This is a genomic window from Ignatzschineria cameli, assembly GCF_003121895.1.
GTDB lineage: Bacteria > Pseudomonadota > Gammaproteobacteria > Cardiobacteriales > Wohlfahrtiimonadaceae > Ignatzschineria > Ignatzschineria cameli.
On the sequence record NZ_QEWW01000009.1, the window covers coordinates 1 to 16,330 of the forward strand.

Below are 16,330 nucleotides of genomic sequence, written 5' to 3' on the forward strand. Positions count from 1 at the left end.
TAAACTTGTCAAACTTATTTTTAACTATTTTTTAAACCGTTTCTTAAAGCATTTTAAATTCAAACTTAAACAACTTCGAACCTAAAACTAAACCTTGAAACCAACGTTAAAAAAAGAGACTTAAAAAGTAAAACTGTTTAACAACTTTATTTAAAAACATTCAAAGATTTCAAAAAAACACTACTTATTTATATTGCTTATTTCGTTGCTTTTTGCTGTTTTCAAAAGGGCTGTGTCGCCTGAGGTGATGTATCTTACCCCTTTCAATTTTATTTGCAACTCTTTTTTTAATAAAACCAATAAATCCAACCTGCAGCCATCGCTAAACAGCTTCCAGCTACTAAAAAACCTGATTTCAAAAACTCCCCAAAAGTAATAATTACGCCATGCTTCTTAGATTCTTCAACCGCAATAATTCCGGCTAAGCTACCAAAAATCATTAGATTACTAGCAAATCCGGTACCTAATGTTAAAGCAGCACCTAATGAGGCGGCATTACTTCCTGAATGAAGGTATGGCGTTAATAACATTACTGCCGGATTATTACCAACACTATTACTCAATATTGCTCCGGTAAACAGCAGAGAAAGTGGATCATTAAGGTCCAACCCCCAAGTTTTTAACTCCGCCAAAAATAATTGAGGAAGACCAGTCATAGCCATCGCCTTATTGACTACAAAGAGACTCGCTATCAAGATCAACAAGTTATAATTCACCTCTTTTAAAACATCATCCGATGCGATCTTTTTATTGAGCAGTAGAACTCCTGCCGCAGCAAGCGCTACTAATGATTGGGGCCAAAGATCCCAAACAAATGCAATCATCACTACAATCGCAACTAGCGTTGCTTTTAAAAGCTCAACATGGTTGATAGCTATATTATCCTTTCGTAGCTGCTTATTAGATGATAGCTTATCAATATTTTTCGTATCAGATAGCTGCCAGCGCCCTCTATAAATAAAAGAGGTAACACCCCACACTAAAACCATCGATAGTAATGCTGGAATGCCCGCTATTTTTAACAACTCCGTAAAACTTAGATCGAGAGATTGCGCAATAATCATATTTTGCGGGCTGCCGATTAGTGTTCCTGCAGAGCCTGTATTAGCAGCAAAACAGAAACCTAAAACAAAAGGAATAGGATTTAAATTTCGCGCCATCGTCAAAGATATGAGAAGAGGAGTCATCGCTACAACAACTACATCATTTGTTAAAAGAGAGGAGAGCCCTCCCGAAACACCGATTAAAATTGCCAATAAAAGCGGACTACTCACATTTAAAGAGGCAACTTTGTAAGTTGCATAACTATAAAAACCTGAAACTCCAAAGGCACCAGAGAGAACCATCAACCCAAATAGTAATGCTATAGTTTTATAGTTAATTGCATCCCATGCTTCTTGCCCGGTAATATCACCGATCACCATCAGCCCTAAAGCACCAACTAAGGCACTACCTGTTCTATCTAGCTTAAAACCCGGCAACTTTCCTAATGCCATTGCCAAATAGACTAATAAAAAGAGAACTACGGTACTATTTATCATCCAATAACCCTGCTTACCTTATCGATCTAATTATCATTTATTCTTTACAATCTACTTCTCATTACAGCCTGTTTTATAACAACTACTTAAAATTCCGTAGAAAATATTATTACTCTTTCTATGATGCCCAAAAGAAGCAAAAGAAACAGAAGATTAAAACCAATCATTGTTACCACTTATCTATCTCACTTTATAATATTACCAGTAAGAGTGAAAAGTGATAAAATAAGCACCCCTCATAAGCTCTTATTGCTCTATATAATATTAGAGATAATAGAGAATTCTATATGAGAGTTACGTAGTATAATTTAGGTGGTAGATATTAATAGGATAGAACTTATAGATAAAAATAGATTCTCTTTCCTTCTAGAGTCTTTTTTAAATTCATCCTGCCATAACTAAATTGAACACTATAAATGATCGAATCATTTAAGAAGTAAAACCATTTAAAGATGATCTATCCTAGAATGATAGGATATTTCTCTCTTCCCTAATCTTAGAATCCTCCCATCTATTCAAAATTAGAGGTACTACCTTATGTTTTATCAACTCGCTAAAAACCGCATACTTGAAACCGATCGATTAATCCTTCGCCCTATTACATTAGATGATGCCGAAGATCTTTTCGAGTATGCAAGTGATCCTGAGAATACAAAAAATACATTCCCTACACACCAATCACTAGAAGAGAGTAAGTGGATTATCGCTAATCTCTTTATGCGTAGCCCATTAGGAAATTTTGCTATTGAGCTTAAAGAAAATGGAAAAATGATAGGTACCTGTGATCTTCGTATAAATGAAGAGGAACGATCTGCAGAATTAGCCTACGCTATCAATAAAAAATATTGGGGAAATGGCTATGCTCCAGAAGCTGCAAAAAAATTACTCGATTTTGCCTTCAACACCCTAAAAGTTGAGCGAATCTGGGCTAAATATACAGCAGAAAATGGTGCCTCTGGTCGAGTTATGGAAAAAATTGGCATGGAAAAAGAGGGAGTATTACGCCATACTAAAAACCTCTGTGGCGATTTTGTTGATCAAGTTGTCTATAGCCGAATCAACCAGAAATAGAAACGATACACTCTGTTGATATTTAAACAGGCAATATTCGTGAGTGATACTTGCATATAGACTCACATATACACTTTACCTACCTCATTCAATGAGCTCATTTAATAAACTCGTTTAATAGTTCAATAGGTAATAATTAAGTATCACTTCAACCTATTACTTCAATCTTTTATTATTTTTTAAATCATTTTTTAAATCTTTTAAAGATTTTAATCTCATTACTTAAATCTTAAAAAACCAACACTCAGTAGAAACTTAGGAGCATCATCATGATGAACGCAGATGATCGCGCTAACTATAACTTTCAAAAAATTATACTTGGCGTTGCAATCTTCCTCTTCATATTAAAATTTATTGCTTGGTATGTTACCTCTTCAGTTGCGATCCTAACAGACGCACTAGAAAGTATCACTAACATGCTTGCGGGCGCTTTTACACTTTTCAGCCTCTATCTATCAGCTAAACCAAAAGATCATAATCACCCCCATGGACATGGGAAAATTGAATTTGTCTCCGCAAGCGTAGAGGGAGCTTTAATTCTATTTGCCGGAATTATCATTATTTATGAAGGGGTAAAACGCCTCCTCTTTGATGACACTTCTCTTTCGAGCTTAGGATCAGGACTCTTCTTAATCGCCATCACCGCCATTATCAATTATGTTGTAGGCTACTTCGCAATCAAAAGAGGAAAAGAACATAATGTCCTACCGCTAATTGCCGGCGGTAAACATCTCCACTCAGATACTTACTCAACTGTGGGTATTATTATTGGGCTACTACTTGTATGGCTAACAGGATGGCAATGGTTAGATGCTGCAATTGCACTTATTTTTGGAGGAATTATTATCCATTCTGGAATTCATATCATTCGAGAGTCAATTGCTGGCATTATGGATGAAGTTGATGAAGATCTGATCGAAGAGTTTGTGGAGACTGCCAATGAACATCGATCCCCCTATTGGGTCGATCTTCATAAAGTGAGATTTATTAAGTATGGAAATCATGTTCATCTTGATGCTCATCTTACCCTTCCTTGGTACCTTAATATGCGAGAAGCACATGTTGAACTCGATAAAATGACTAAAGCATTAGAGGATAAGTTTGGCGAGAAACATGAGATGTATATTCATACAGATGATTGTAAGCCTTTTTCTTGCGAAATATGTGCGCTCCAAGAATGCCCACAAAGACAGATGAAATTTGTAGGCGAAATAGAGTGGACGGCAAAACTTGTTGCAGAAGATCAAAGGCATACAATTGAAGATTTGGCGGAGCAGAAGATCAAACGTATTGAGGGTAGAGATTAAATCTTTCCATTTTCTAACTAATTCCCTTAAAAACAACACTATAAATAAATATTATAAATAATTTACTTTATGAAAAGCCCTTATGACTGGATCATAGGGCTTCTCTATTTTATCTCTATTTTATTAATAATGACTAAATTAAACCTTAACTCTCTTCTACAACAATCTCCTCATCTTCATCGAAAGGACGTGGTAAGGGAGTATCATTATTAGAAGGGGGCAAGATAGGCAAAATAATTTGTGGCTGATCACCCGTTAAGGTTCCATAAAATGCAACAATCTTTTTGACTTCATCATCAGTAAAGTTTCGGCCTAATTGTAGTCGTCCCATAATTTGGGTTGCTTCCTCTAAGGTATTGACTTGCCCATCATGAAAATAGGGATAGGTTAAAACAACATTTCTGAGCGTAGGCACCTTAAAAAACATCTCATCTGACTCATTCCCAGTATAATCGGCTAAGCCTTTTGCTAGATTGTCAGTTTTATACTCTTCTAACAGTCCCATTTTCTGGAAGCTTGATCCACCGATCCCCTCGCCGTAATGGCAAGCTACACAGCCACTGTTTCTAAAGAGTTCATATCCTGCTAATTCCTCTGCCGTAATGGCATTGTCATCACCTCGTAACCACTGATCAAAACGAGAGTTTGGTGTAATTAAAGTCTCCTCAAACACAGCAATTGCATCAGTAATACGATCGATATTAATATCCCCATCACCATAGACTTCAGTAAACTCATCAACATAGCCCGGTATTGAGGCTATAACATCAACAACTAGATCATGCGTGGAGGCCATCTCTTTTGGATTTTCAATAGGTCCAGCGGCTTGCTCTTTCAAATCTGCTGCTCGCCCATCCCAAAACTGCACAAAATTGAGACTTGAGTTCAATACAGTTGGTGAGTTGATAGGGCCTTCTTGCCACTTATGTCCAATAGATGTCGGCAAGTTATCTGAGCCTCCCATGCTAAGATTGTGACATGAGTTACATGAGATAAAACCTGACTTCGAAAGCCTAGGATCAAACCAGAGCTTTTTCCCTAACTCAGCCTTCCCCTCATCGACAACAACCTCCTGGATAAGAGGAATAATAGGCTCCTGACGCACTGATCCATTATTCGCAACAGTTTGCCCAAATGAGACCCCTACCGTTAAAGCTAATATTCCGAGAGTATACAACTTCTTCCTACTAAACATCTATCGTCTCCTTTTATAAAAAATAGTGAAAAAGGTATCAATATCACCAATTGACTAACTACTTAGAACTAATCAATCTTTTCCTGCTTACTTATAGTAAGTAATTTCATACAGCAAACCTAGCCGTAGAGGATCTATTTCAAAAAAAGCCTATTTAAATCAAATAATCTCGTTTTATGCTTGCAAATTTATATCCGATCCATACATATGTAAATTATCTTAAATAATAGAGATTTATTGACACCGCCCTACTATCCATCATAGCCACCTATAAATCATCAAAATCTTTTATAAAAATATTTCTTTCAATAAAAAAGCAGTCAATTACGCTATTGACTGCTTCAAACTTCAGATTTCAGATTTCAAATTTTTAGTGTAAAAATTAGTACAAAGCTAATTTCATCTCATAACATAAGCGATTAACCCGGTGGCCAAGTTAAACTTCTACCGGCTAATAGATGAAGATGGATATGGTCAACAGTCTGCCCTCCATCTCCATTACAATTAAAGACAGTCCGATAACCTTTTTCGGCAAATCCTTGCTCTTTCGCAATTTTTTGTGCAACTAAGAAGAGTTTTCCCATCAATTCCGCATCTTCACCTGTTAGGTCATTTAATGTTGGAATCTCTTTCTTTGGAATCACTAAAATATGGATAGGTGCTTGAGGCTGAATATCTTCAAATGCCAACACCTCATTATCTTCATAGACAATCTTTGCCGGGATCTCTTTACGAATAATTTTACCGAATATTGTACTCACACAACCTCCTAATAACTTTTTCGCGCTGAAAATGCATGGGATAGAGTTCCACCATCGAGGTACTCTAACTCACCTCCTAATGGAACACCATGTGCAATTCGACTTACTGCAATATCATATTGTTTTGCAATCTCAGCGATATAATGAGCCGTAGCTTCACCTTCTACCGTGGTATTTGTCGCTAAAATAATCTCTTTAATGACACCCTCCGATAATCGCGACTCCAACAGATCTAAACCTAATTCATGAGGTCCAATTCCATCTAAAGGAGAGAGACGTCCAAAGAGAACAAAATAGCGACCTTTATATTCTATGCTCTGTCTTAATGCAAAAACATCAACTGGATTTTCTACAACACAGAGCAGTGACTCATCTCGGCTCATATCTAAACAATCATCACAAATGTCATTATCCGTTAAGTTGCGACATTGAGAGCATTTTTGAATAGTATTGACCGCATAATCAAGCGCTCTACTAATACTCTTTGCACCATTCTGATTGCGCTCTAAAAGATAGAGTGCCATTCTTAATGCTGTCTTCTGCCCTACTCCAGGCAAAATTCTCAAAGCATCAACGACATCTTGTAATGATTTAGGATACACTCATTCCCCCTTAAGCTTCGATTAGAATCCTGGAATTTTCATCCCTGCAGGAAGACCTAATCCCCCTGTAACTTCAGACATTTTCTCTGAAGATGTTTTCTCTACCTTAGCCAAAGCATCATTAAATGCAGCCCCTAAAAGATCTTCTAACATCTCTTTGTCATCTGTCATCAAAGAGTCATCGATACGAATAGCTCTTACGACGTGACGACAGCTCATCTCTATCTTCACTAACCCGGCGCCTGATTCTCCAGTTACAGTAATATCTGCTAAAGCTTCTTGCGCTTTTTCCATCTCTTTTTGCATGCGCTGCGCTTTCTGCATCATTCCAGCAATTCCACCTTTAAACATAAGGTCTCCTTCTACTCTCTGTAATTTCTATTTATAATCTCTACCCATCCTCATGATTGATAGAGCTGAATTAATCATTAATTTTACAATTGGTTTTTACAATTGCATTTTCACAACTGCTTTGACAAGGCAATTTATATTCAATGAGAATGAGGATCAATAGTAACGAAAAATTGATCGCTTCAATAGCTCAAATAATAACCTCTTCCCCAAATATCTTCTTAGCTCATCGTCTATTGGCGAAAAGGATCTAAAAAATTGTATCGATTTTAAAAAATAGCACAATTGAATCAATATTAATATTAAGTTGCGGTAATTAACCTTTAAAAAATTTTATAAAAGCGAAAAAGAGTCGAGAAAATTTCTAAAGAGAATCTAATCATCCCCTTATTCAATGAGTGATTTAACTGTACGTTCTAATAAGCGTGCCCCATGCTCTCGCTGTAAGTATTGGACAACATCATCTTCTAAGAGATCCTGCAATGCTTTTTGAGCTTTCTCTTCATCAAGCCGCTCAACACGCTCATGAAGATTTTCTGCGGCTAATGTTTCCACATATTCGATTTTGCAGGAGATCTCTCTCCCTAATTGGGATGATATCGCTAAAGCTAACCTTGTTTCAGCCTCGTCAACTCTAAAATCTTTAACTGATAATGGGCGTTCTAAAACTAATAAGTTATCTTTAAAGCTTTTAAAAACAAGACTATGTGCAATTCCAGACAGAACGCTCTCGAGTGATAACTCTGAGACAAGCATCAACCAAGCTTCATTATCAACCAATTGATCCGCATTAATCAGCATCCCCCCTCTAACCGACTTAGATGCTGGTAATCTATTTACACTATCTTCATCACTCTTTAGCTGTGGATCAACTTCTATATCAGCCGGTATATCAGCTTGCATTTCACTAAGATGAGCATCACTGCTCTCCATAGGTAATACTGTTTCGACATCTGTCTCATTCCAAGGAAGATCGATATCTGCAACTCTCTCTCTCTGTTCAAAAGTATCATCTTTGATGATTTCCTCACCCACTGTACCCACTACTTCACCACTTAAATCTTGAGCATGTGAGCCCTCTTTAGAGACTTTAGAATCGATTGTCTCTGCTGTGATAACCGTTGACGCTAATGAATTAGAGTCACTATTAGTTACTCTTTTTTTTTGAGACATTTTTTGCGATGCGATTTGTGATGTTACTTGAGATGCTGTTATCGCCTCATTTCCGGTTTTTCCATCAAGAGAAGTCGAGCCATTATCATCTGTTGTTTGCGCAGTGACATCTATTGGAGCTTGTGGTGCAAAATAGAGCATTCGCAATAGGGTCATCTCAAATCCAACCTCACTATTTGGGTGATTTTGTAGATCCTTCCGCCCATTTAATGCAATTTGATAGAAGAGTTGAAGATCTTCAGCCCTAAACTGCTTTGCTAATAGTTGGTATTCCAAAGATTGAGCATCTGCGACTTCTTGTGAAATCTGAATCATCGTTAAAAGATGAAATGCATCAATAAGCTCTTCTAAAAAACGGTGATAATCCAATCCATTATCCCGAATAATATTGAGAGCAGATAACAGCGATTCAACCTGACGAGATGCTAAAGCAGAAAGGATCAATTGTAGATATTGTGTATCGATTAATCCCAACATCTCACGTGTAGGCTCATAAGCAATATTTTGCCCTGTATATGCTATGGCTTGATCTAGTAGAGAGAGCGCATCGCGCATACTCCCATCTCCCGCTTTTGCAATCAATCGCACTGCGGAAGAATCAAAATCGATCTTTTCACTACTTAATATCTTCTCTAATTGCGCAGCAATCTCATCATCCTGAATTCTTTTCAGCTGGAAACGTAAGCAACGGGACAATACAGTTACAGGGAGTTTTTGCGGATCTGTTGTCGCTAATAAAAACTTAACATGACTCGGCGGCTCTTCAAGCGTCTTTAATAGAGCGTTAAAACTACTATTAGAGAGCATATGTACTTCGTCAATCAGATATATCTTATAACGACCACGTGTCGGCGCATATTGAACATTATCTAAAATCTCTCGCGTATCCTCTACCCGAGTACGAGATGCCGCATCAATTTCGATAAGATCGACAAATCGCCCTTCATCAACTTCCTTACAGATGGAACAAACACCACAAGGGGATGAAGAGACACCTTTTTCACAATTGAGAGATTTTGCAAAGATTCTTGCTAGAGTAGTTTTACCAACACCCCGAGTTCCTGTAAATAGAAATGCATGGTGCAGTCTATTATTATCTAAACCATTTGAGAGGGCTTGAACTACGTGAGGCTGACCAATGACTTCGCTAAAGGTTCGAGGCCGCCATTTTAGTGCGAGAACTTGTTGAGTCATTATGTCATCACTTTCAGATAGATATGGAGATGACCCGTATTAGCCGACCCATAACACATGAAGGTCTTACTAGTGCTGCTTCCTTCCGGACCTGACACGGTTTGCAATAGTTCATTGTTAGGAAGCCAATACAGGCCACCACTGAACGGGCCATAAAATTGGAGGCTGGAGCCAGAATCGAACTGGCGTCTACGGATTTGCAATCCGCTGCATAACCATTTTGCTATCCAGCCTATATATTTGGAGCGGGAAACGAGACTCGAACTCGCGACCCCAACCTTGGCAAGGTTGTGCTCTACCAACTGAGCTATTCCCGCTTAAGTGAAGATACGTATTATATCGACTATTTCATTTCAGTCAAACATTAGAGCAACAATTGAACAATATTTGACTGAGTTACTTTTACTGAATTACTTGCAACTCCGCTACAAGTTAGTCGCAAGATATAAATATAAAACCAATTCGAAAATATTAAGCGTTAATTCACCTATGAAAAGAGATCCTTAACTTGATATAACTCGAGTAATTGTACTAGATTCTCAGGGATTGAGTCAATAGCAAGATTTGGAGATAAACGCTTAGCTTCCACAAGTAATGCAATTAAAGCACTATCACACTCCTCTACTCCGGAAAGATCGATAACGCTAGGGGGATTTGATTCCCACTGACCCTTTAGCTGCTTCCACTTCTCAGGGATAGTAAATTTATCAAAACACCCCTTTAATTGATAAATTGATGCTTCTTCTACAACCTCTGCGATTCTCTTTTCCATCACTTCCCCTTCCCTTAACGATTTATCATCATAACCTTATCTCTATAAAGAAAATGAGGTGGTAAGTTCTATTTACCACCCCCTTATCCCTCTTCTATTCCCAACAACCTTCTACAGAGATTACTTATTCTTTTGCTTTAAGATATTGATCATCCCTTCAATACCATTTCTTGAAACTAACTCTCTAATTTCAGAGCGATAGTTTGCAACGATACTAACGCCCTCAACAGAGACATCATAAACCATCCAACGCTGCCCGGCTTTAATCATAGAGTAGTTAATTGCAATTGGTGGGCGATCTTTAGAGATGATCTCTGAGCGAACAGTCACTTCATCTCCTTTCGCTGCATTAGGGGGAAGAGGTAATACCTTTAGCTCTTCATCAGAGTAGTCGAGCAACACCCCTGCATAGGTATTGATCAAGAGACGCTGAAATTCATTTGTAAATGCCGTTCTTTGTGCAGGTGTCGCCTCTCGCCATGAACGCCCCATGACCCATTGAGAGATTGTTCCAAAATCAAAACGAGGAACTAAAATCTTTTCAACGATGCCATAAACCTTATTAGGATCTTTTTTTAGTGTTGCTCGCTCCGCTTTTAATGTTTTAAAGAGCTGATCAGATGTATTTTTGATAACACTAATAGGATCTTCTTGTGCATTTGCGGCTTGGAAGAAGGAGAGTAATGTCACAAAAAAACCAAACATTATGATCTTTTTAAAGCTATATTTCATTTTAAGTCCTATCTAAAACTAATTAATGGGCTAATTATAACGCTTTAAGGGGAAAAACTACAATATTAAAGGCTCCGGCTCAAGCATAACTCCAAACTTTTCAAACACACCCTCTCGTACTTTAAGCGCATGACTCCATAGTACTTTCCCATCATTACACCCTAAATTAACAAGCACTAAGGCCTGTTTCTCATACATCCCGGCTCCATTCTCATAGAGCCCCTTATAACCACTCAACTCAATCAACTGCCCTGCGGCAAGCTTACAATAACCCAATTGATCTGGGTACATTACAAGCTCAGGGTACTCTTCTTTAACTTTTTCAGCCTGCTGTTTTGTAACAATCGGATTTTTAAAGAAACTCCCAGCATTACCGATAAAGTCAGGATCAGGAAGCTTACTAGAACGAACAGCTATAACCGCATTCATAATATCACTCATAGTAAGCTCCTCTATCTGCTCTCCTCTAGAATCGAAGTACTCCTGAAGCGCCCGATAGCGAAGTTGAGGCTCCATCTTTTTAAGAAGCTTAAATGTCACTGATATGATCAAATATCGACCGCTCTCCTGCTTAAAAAGACTATCTCGATAACCAAATTTACAAGCAGCACGATCGAGTACTTTTATTCTCTCTTCTTGAAAGTCATACACCTCGACTGCCGTAATAAAATCTTTAACTTCAGCGCCATATGCGCCTATATTTTGTACTGGTGCTGCACCGACTCTACCCGGGATTAATGCAAGATATTCTAGCCCTAGATATCCTCGTTGATTCATTTGAACTACAAATGGATGCCATTCTTCTCCTGCCATTGCTTTTACAATGATGAAATTCTCACTATCTCCTAAGATCTCCACCCCCATCAACCGATTGAGTATCACCGTTCCTGGATAATCTTCTGTAAAAAGAATATTACTTCCCCCACCTAATATCAGTTGTGGCTCTGGTAATTTTTTTAAAGAAGGAATCAGAGCTAAATTATCTAACAGAAAGAGATAACGACTCTTGATTGCTACACCAAAAGTATTGAGCTTTTGTAGTGCATAATTTTCCTGAATATTTTCAACTTGCGTCATTTGCTGCATCATTCATGCCTACCATCTAACTATCGAATAGCAATTATCGAATAGCGCTATTTTTTTGATAAAAAAAGAGAGGTTGATATCCCTACCAACCTACTCATCATTATTACTAATGCCTCATACTAACAACTCATACTGACAATCTATTCAAAAAAGCTATTGTTATAGATCTTAATATTACTGTTATTCAAAAGATATTGTTGGAATGCACGATATTCATAGCTCGCCTCAATACCTTGTAAGTACTCTCTAATTTGCATCTGCTCATCATCTGAAAAATCATCTAATGAACCCTTAGCAATATTATTGATTGCAATAACAACAATATGCCCATCGATATCTTCTACCAAGTAAGAAGGTTTCCCCTCCTCTAGAGCCGGCACTTTTTGAAACCCATTAGAGACGGCATGTTGCTCCACAGGCTTAGAAAGACGCCCAATAGAAGAGATTGAAAGATCATTATATTGGTTATAAGCAAATCCCAATTGTTCAATATCATTTCGGAAGCTCTGCTGATCTCCCGCCTCTAACATTGCAGTTACTTGCTTTTGAATACCCTCTTTAGCCTTCTCCTGAGCAAGCTCAGCTTTTATCTCATCAAAACTCTCTTCCAAACTCTTAGGTCGGCTCGACTCTTGCTCAGCAATACGAACAATCATCGCATGATTAGGTTGATCATTGTAAGCAAATGGTAATGAATTACGGCCATTTTCCATCACATCATAACTATTAACTGCATTCCAAACTGTCGGATTAGCTAACAAGCCTTCTTGATTGTCAACATTCAACCAATCACTCTCTTTTAACTCAACACCTAAATCCTGAGCAATCTCGCTTAAAGATTCAGTATAGGTTTCAGCCAATTCTTGAAGACGCATCTCCTGCTCGAGATAACGATCAACTTGCACCTTCTCTTTTAAGGAGATTTCTGCCGCCTCTACTAAAGCCTCATGGCTACTATATGGAGAACTAATATTGAGCAGATGAATCATATGCACCTCACCATCAGTAATAATAGGCACTGATATAGGCTCCTCAATCGTTAAAGAGAATAGCGCATCATCAAAGATTGGAATTCCTGCAACCCCATATTTGAAATTTCCATTCTTATTATAATAGGCATTATCTAACGCAGTAATCCTCTCTTTAGCTTGATCAAAAGTGAGTTCTCCTAAGTCAATTTTCGCCTTCAACTCAGATAAGAGTGCGATTGCATCTTCTTTTTCTGCTTCTGATGTATATTCAATCGTAAACTGCTCTGATAGCCGCTGCTCACTTGCTTTTTGCAAACGCTCCACTTCAGCAGCAACCGCCTCTGCATCGAGATCAGATGATGAATTCGCACTTGATTGCGGTAATAACTCGATATACTGCAACTTAATACGATTAGGAGTTACATATTTCTCATGATTAACATCATAATGCTGAGCAATCGCCTCATCAGAGACAGCTACGCTATCTAAATCCTGTAGATAATTATAGCTAGCGACCTCAATATCTCGTGTTTGACCGGCAAATTCTATCTGCTCAATTAATGATTTCTCAGGAATAAAAACACTATTCACTAATGCTTCTCTTACAACCTTTTCCTGAACATCTCTTCTGACTGCTTCCTCAAAGGACTCAATATTGTATCCTGCATAAAAAAGCGCTGTTTTGTAGGTCTCTTGATCAAAAACACCATCTTTTTGAAAAGCTGGAATCGATATAATCTCTTCTGCAACAGACTTATCAGAAGCTCTGATTCCCCACTTCTTAATCTGCGCATCCATCGCTCGACGCTGCAAGAGATCTTGCCTTGCAATTAAACGATATTGACGTTGCAACTCTTCTGACAGATCGACATTTTGAGCATTCGCATTGAGCAGTTGTTGATACTGTGCTTCAACCTCTTGCAAAGAGATCTTCTCTCCATCAACTGTCGCAACAGTATCCGCACTTGGGCCACTAAATATTTGAGTCCCCCCAATTCCTGCAAGAGAGATAGCCACCCCTCCTAGTAATACCTTTGCCCATACACTATTTGCACGGTCTCTGATGAATTGCATCATAATTAAAAATCACCTTTATTATTTGAATTAATGGCTGATCGATATATGCGATATCTCGATATTTCTACAAACCCAAATTTGAACTCAAAACTTTAAACTCAACATTAAATAAAAACATTGAAATATTAAAACATAAATGTAAGAACTGAGATAGTCACCAACAATTAAATTATCCACCCCATACTACTACTCTATAACCACGACAGATAATTGTAAGATATGGAATGTGCAATATGAAATGTACAATATGAAATCTGCTCTCTAAGCCTCAATTGTAAATGGCAAATTATACCTATTAGCAACTAATTAATAAATAAGTCATTTAAACCGACTCCTAACTCAATTAATCACTGAATCATTACTAAAAAACCAGCTCTGAAAAATTGAGATAAGAGATACCATGAAAAGACTGATTCTAGGACTTCTTACTCTAATGGCCTACTCTCCTCAGGGAGTGTCTTCATCCAAAGATCGAAATCTCCCGCCTTTATGATCATTAAATATCGCCCTCTAAATGGTTGCCAATATTCGACCATCTCATCTAACAGCTGATCTCTTCCTTCAAGATAAAGAATGATCCTAGATTGAGGATCCTCTGCGATCAGGGTGTTAAAGTCTTCCATAGTCCCAATCTCAATAATTGGTTCCTGAATCTTTCCTACAAAATGTAAATGTCCTCGATAATCTGAAAGATGAGCAACCTTCATTCCTTTTGATTGGTACCAAGAGACACGCTCCCCCGCCGGGGTTAAATCATAAAAATCTGTCGCAACTCTGACAACTCCAAAGTTGATAGCAAGTGTTAATGCCACACTCATTAAGGCCAATGTCATAATTCGAGTATTTGTGGCATTAAAGAAGAGAGTAATACTAAATAAGATCAATCCCGCTCCCCAAAAAGGAGAAACCTCACCAACCCAATTAGGGAGTCCCCAGTAGAGATAACTTTGAGGAATAAAGATCAACAAGGCTCCGACAACAACCATCACTAGAGTTATTAGAGCAACATCTCTTTTACGGCTAACTCCTTGCCGGTAAATTCGAGCAATAATTAGACCAAAAGCTGGATAGAGTGGCAAAAGAGCATCGAGCGAGGTTAGACTTAAAACACCCAATATGACAATCAGATAGAGAAACCAAATAATCACAAAATTGAGTGACTCATCTCGTTCTGCACTTCTAAAAAGCTGATATATCCTTAGCCAAAAGAGCCAAGGGAAAAGAACAACAACAAGATTGAGCAGATAGATATAAAAAGGTGGTGTATTGCTCAACGCGCCAATTAAATACTTTAATCCTAATGCATCAAATAGCGAAAACCCTAAACTTTCTGCACTATAAAAGGCCCATATTAAAAAAAACAGAAGTGCAATTACCGTGGAAAGAATGCCGTAAAGATAAATTTGACGCCACGATCTGCTCGCCCAATAAGGTGCAAGAAAGATGATAGGGGCTGTCACCAATAAGAAGATCAATCCTGAGGAAAAGAGCCCTAATGTCAGCGCAATCACAAAGCCGACCCACCAAACTTTCTGATCAAAGCACCAAACTCTGATAAGAAAGTTCATCGTTAACATCAGGTAAAAAGTGAAATAGAGGTATTCTACATTAGCGGTTGCAAATAGAGTCCAGACAAGACTACCTATCAGTACTAACGGTGCATTTGCCCGCACTTCTCTTCTATCGGGCCACAACTGATAAGCCGCCCATGCCGTTAAAAAAAGCGTTGCTAAACTAAAGAGTGTCGCTAATAAGCGAAGTGTAAATTCAGAAACACCAAAAAGCTGCCAACCTCCCAATGCCAACCAGTAATTGAGAGGAAAAAGCGTATGCTGATAATGACCATTGATAATGGGATAACGCCAATCTCCCGATTGATACATCTCCCATACAACTCCGGAAAAAAGCGTCTCCTGAAATGGAATTAGAGGGCGTGAAAACCACGTAGCAAATATCAGGATTAGCCAAATACTAATCCAGATAAATGCATAACGACGAGTCGTAAACTCTTGTCGTAAAAAGATTATTTCTCTCTGCATTGAGCACAAATACCGTGCAAAATTGTGCGAGCGTCTGTTAACTCATATCCTAATTCTGCAGCAATTTGAGCCTGCTTCTCATGGATTTTCTCATGAGAGAACTCACCAATATGCCCGCAATTAATACAGATAATGTGATCATGTTGATCGCCATCATCAATCTCAAACATCGACTGACCACCATCAAAGAAATGGCGACGAACTAGCCCAGCTTGTTCAAACTGAGTCAATACTCGATACACCGTAGCAAGACCGACCTCTTCCCCTGAGCTGCTCAACTGCATATAGATCTCCTCTGCCGTGAGGTGACAAACAGGAGTTGCCGCTGCTTTTGCTAAAATATCTAAAATCTTTAGACGTGGAAGCGTTACTTTTAAACCAGCATTTTTTAACTCTGTTGAACTCATATTTAGTTATTAATCTCCATTAACTTGATTAGATGGATGATAAATTATTTT

At 38.1% G+C, this 16,330-nt stretch carries 14 protein-coding genes, 2 tRNA genes and 1 other RNA gene; 2 read left to right on the forward strand and 15 right to left on the reverse strand.

Translation table 11 applies throughout. From position 1 onward, the window contains the following. Window positions 1–287: 287 nt before the first annotated feature. A complete protein-coding gene (locus DC077_RS09160; protein ID WP_109202145.1) occupies window positions 288–1,538 on the reverse strand; it encodes an ArsB/NhaD family transporter in 1,251 nt (416 codons plus the stop codon). A 540-nt stretch (window positions 1,539–2,078) separates the two neighbouring features. Between DC077_RS09160 and DC077_RS09165 the strand changes: the two genes are divergently transcribed. Together DC077_RS09165 and DC077_RS09170 are read left to right on the forward strand one after the other, a co-directional pair. Next, window positions 2,079–2,612: a GNAT family N-acetyltransferase gene (locus tag DC077_RS09165; RefSeq protein ID WP_109202103.1), complete on the forward strand. Its 534-nt coding sequence runs from the start codon at window positions 2,079–2,081 to the stop codon at window positions 2,610–2,612. Between the two features lie 269 nt (window positions 2,613–2,881). After that, entirely contained in the window at window positions 2,882–3,919 is a 1,038-nt protein-coding gene (locus tag DC077_RS09170; RefSeq protein WP_275663944.1) for a cation diffusion facilitator family transporter, read from the forward strand. Window positions 3,920–4,064: 145 nt separating this feature from the next. Here the strand turns inward: DC077_RS09170 and DC077_RS09175 are convergent, their stop codons facing one another. The 14 genes from DC077_RS09175 to fur all read right to left on the reverse strand — a co-directional run bounded on the left by DC077_RS09175 (window position 4,065) and on the right by fur (window position 16,279). Continuing rightward, window positions 4,065–5,114: a cytochrome-c peroxidase gene (locus DC077_RS09175; RefSeq protein WP_109217986.1), complete on the reverse strand. Its 1,050-nt coding sequence runs from the start codon at window positions 5,112–5,114 to the stop codon at window positions 4,065–4,067. A gap of 419 nt (window positions 5,115–5,533) precedes the next feature. Continuing rightward, window positions 5,534–5,875 (reverse strand): histidine triad nucleotide-binding protein, encoded by a 342-nt coding sequence (locus DC077_RS09180; RefSeq protein ID WP_109202105.1) that lies wholly within the window; start codon window positions 5,873–5,875, stop codon window positions 5,534–5,536. Window positions 5,876–5,883: 8 nt separating this feature from the next. Further along, on the reverse strand, window positions 5,884–6,477 hold the full coding sequence (gene recR, locus DC077_RS09185) for a recombination mediator RecR (RefSeq protein WP_109202106.1): 594 nt from the start codon (window positions 6,475–6,477) through the stop codon (window positions 5,884–5,886). 21 nt (window positions 6,478–6,498) lie between these two features. Next, window positions 6,499–6,828, reverse strand: coding sequence for a YbaB/EbfC family nucleoid-associated protein (locus tag DC077_RS09190; RefSeq protein WP_109202107.1), 330 nt, complete (start codon window positions 6,826–6,828; stop codon window positions 6,499–6,501). A 387-nt stretch (window positions 6,829–7,215) separates the two neighbouring features. Beyond that, window positions 7,216–9,195, reverse strand: coding sequence for a DNA polymerase III subunit gamma/tau (dnaX, locus tag DC077_RS09195; RefSeq protein WP_109202108.1), 1,980 nt, complete (start codon window positions 9,193–9,195; stop codon window positions 7,216–7,218). Between the two features lie 34 nt (window positions 9,196–9,229). Next, an RNA gene (gene ffs, locus DC077_RS09200) (signal recognition particle sRNA small type) lies at window positions 9,230–9,326 on the reverse strand. A gap of 28 nt (window positions 9,327–9,354) precedes the next feature. After that, window positions 9,355–9,428 (reverse strand) — tRNA-Cys (locus DC077_RS09205). An 8-nt stretch (window positions 9,429–9,436) separates the two neighbouring features. Continuing rightward, window positions 9,437–9,512, reverse strand: a tRNA-Gly gene (locus tag DC077_RS09210). A 170-nt stretch (window positions 9,513–9,682) separates the two neighbouring features. Further along, entirely contained in the window at window positions 9,683–9,967 is a 285-nt protein-coding gene (locus DC077_RS09215; RefSeq protein ID WP_109202109.1) for an STAS domain-containing protein, read from the reverse strand. Window positions 9,968–10,087: 120 nt separating this feature from the next. Further along, on the reverse strand, window positions 10,088–10,672 hold the full coding sequence (locus DC077_RS09220) for an MlaC/ttg2D family ABC transporter substrate-binding protein (RefSeq protein WP_109202110.1): 585 nt from the start codon (window positions 10,670–10,672) through the stop codon (window positions 10,088–10,090). Window positions 10,673–10,756: 84 nt separating this feature from the next. Then, complete coding sequence (gene murB, locus DC077_RS09225) at window positions 10,757–11,788, reverse strand: UDP-N-acetylmuramate dehydrogenase (RefSeq protein ID WP_239990256.1); 1,032 nt, start codon at window positions 11,786–11,788, stop codon at window positions 10,757–10,759. Between the two features lie 137 nt (window positions 11,789–11,925). Continuing rightward, window positions 11,926–13,833 (reverse strand): peptidylprolyl isomerase, encoded by a 1,908-nt coding sequence (locus tag DC077_RS09230; protein ID WP_109202111.1) that lies wholly within the window; start codon window positions 13,831–13,833, stop codon window positions 11,926–11,928. A gap of 425 nt (window positions 13,834–14,258) precedes the next feature. Next, the gene (locus DC077_RS09235; protein WP_109202112.1) at window positions 14,259–15,872 is read right to left on the reverse strand and encodes an ArnT family glycosyltransferase; all 1,614 of its coding nucleotides are present in this window, start codon (window positions 15,870–15,872) and stop codon (window positions 14,259–14,261) included. Then, window positions 15,857–16,279, reverse strand: coding sequence for a ferric iron uptake transcriptional regulator (gene fur, locus DC077_RS09240; protein ID WP_094568468.1), 423 nt, complete (start codon window positions 16,277–16,279; stop codon window positions 15,857–15,859). Before fur ends, DC077_RS09235 begins: the two co-directional genes overlap by 16 nt. Window positions 16,280–16,330 lie beyond the last annotated feature (51 nt).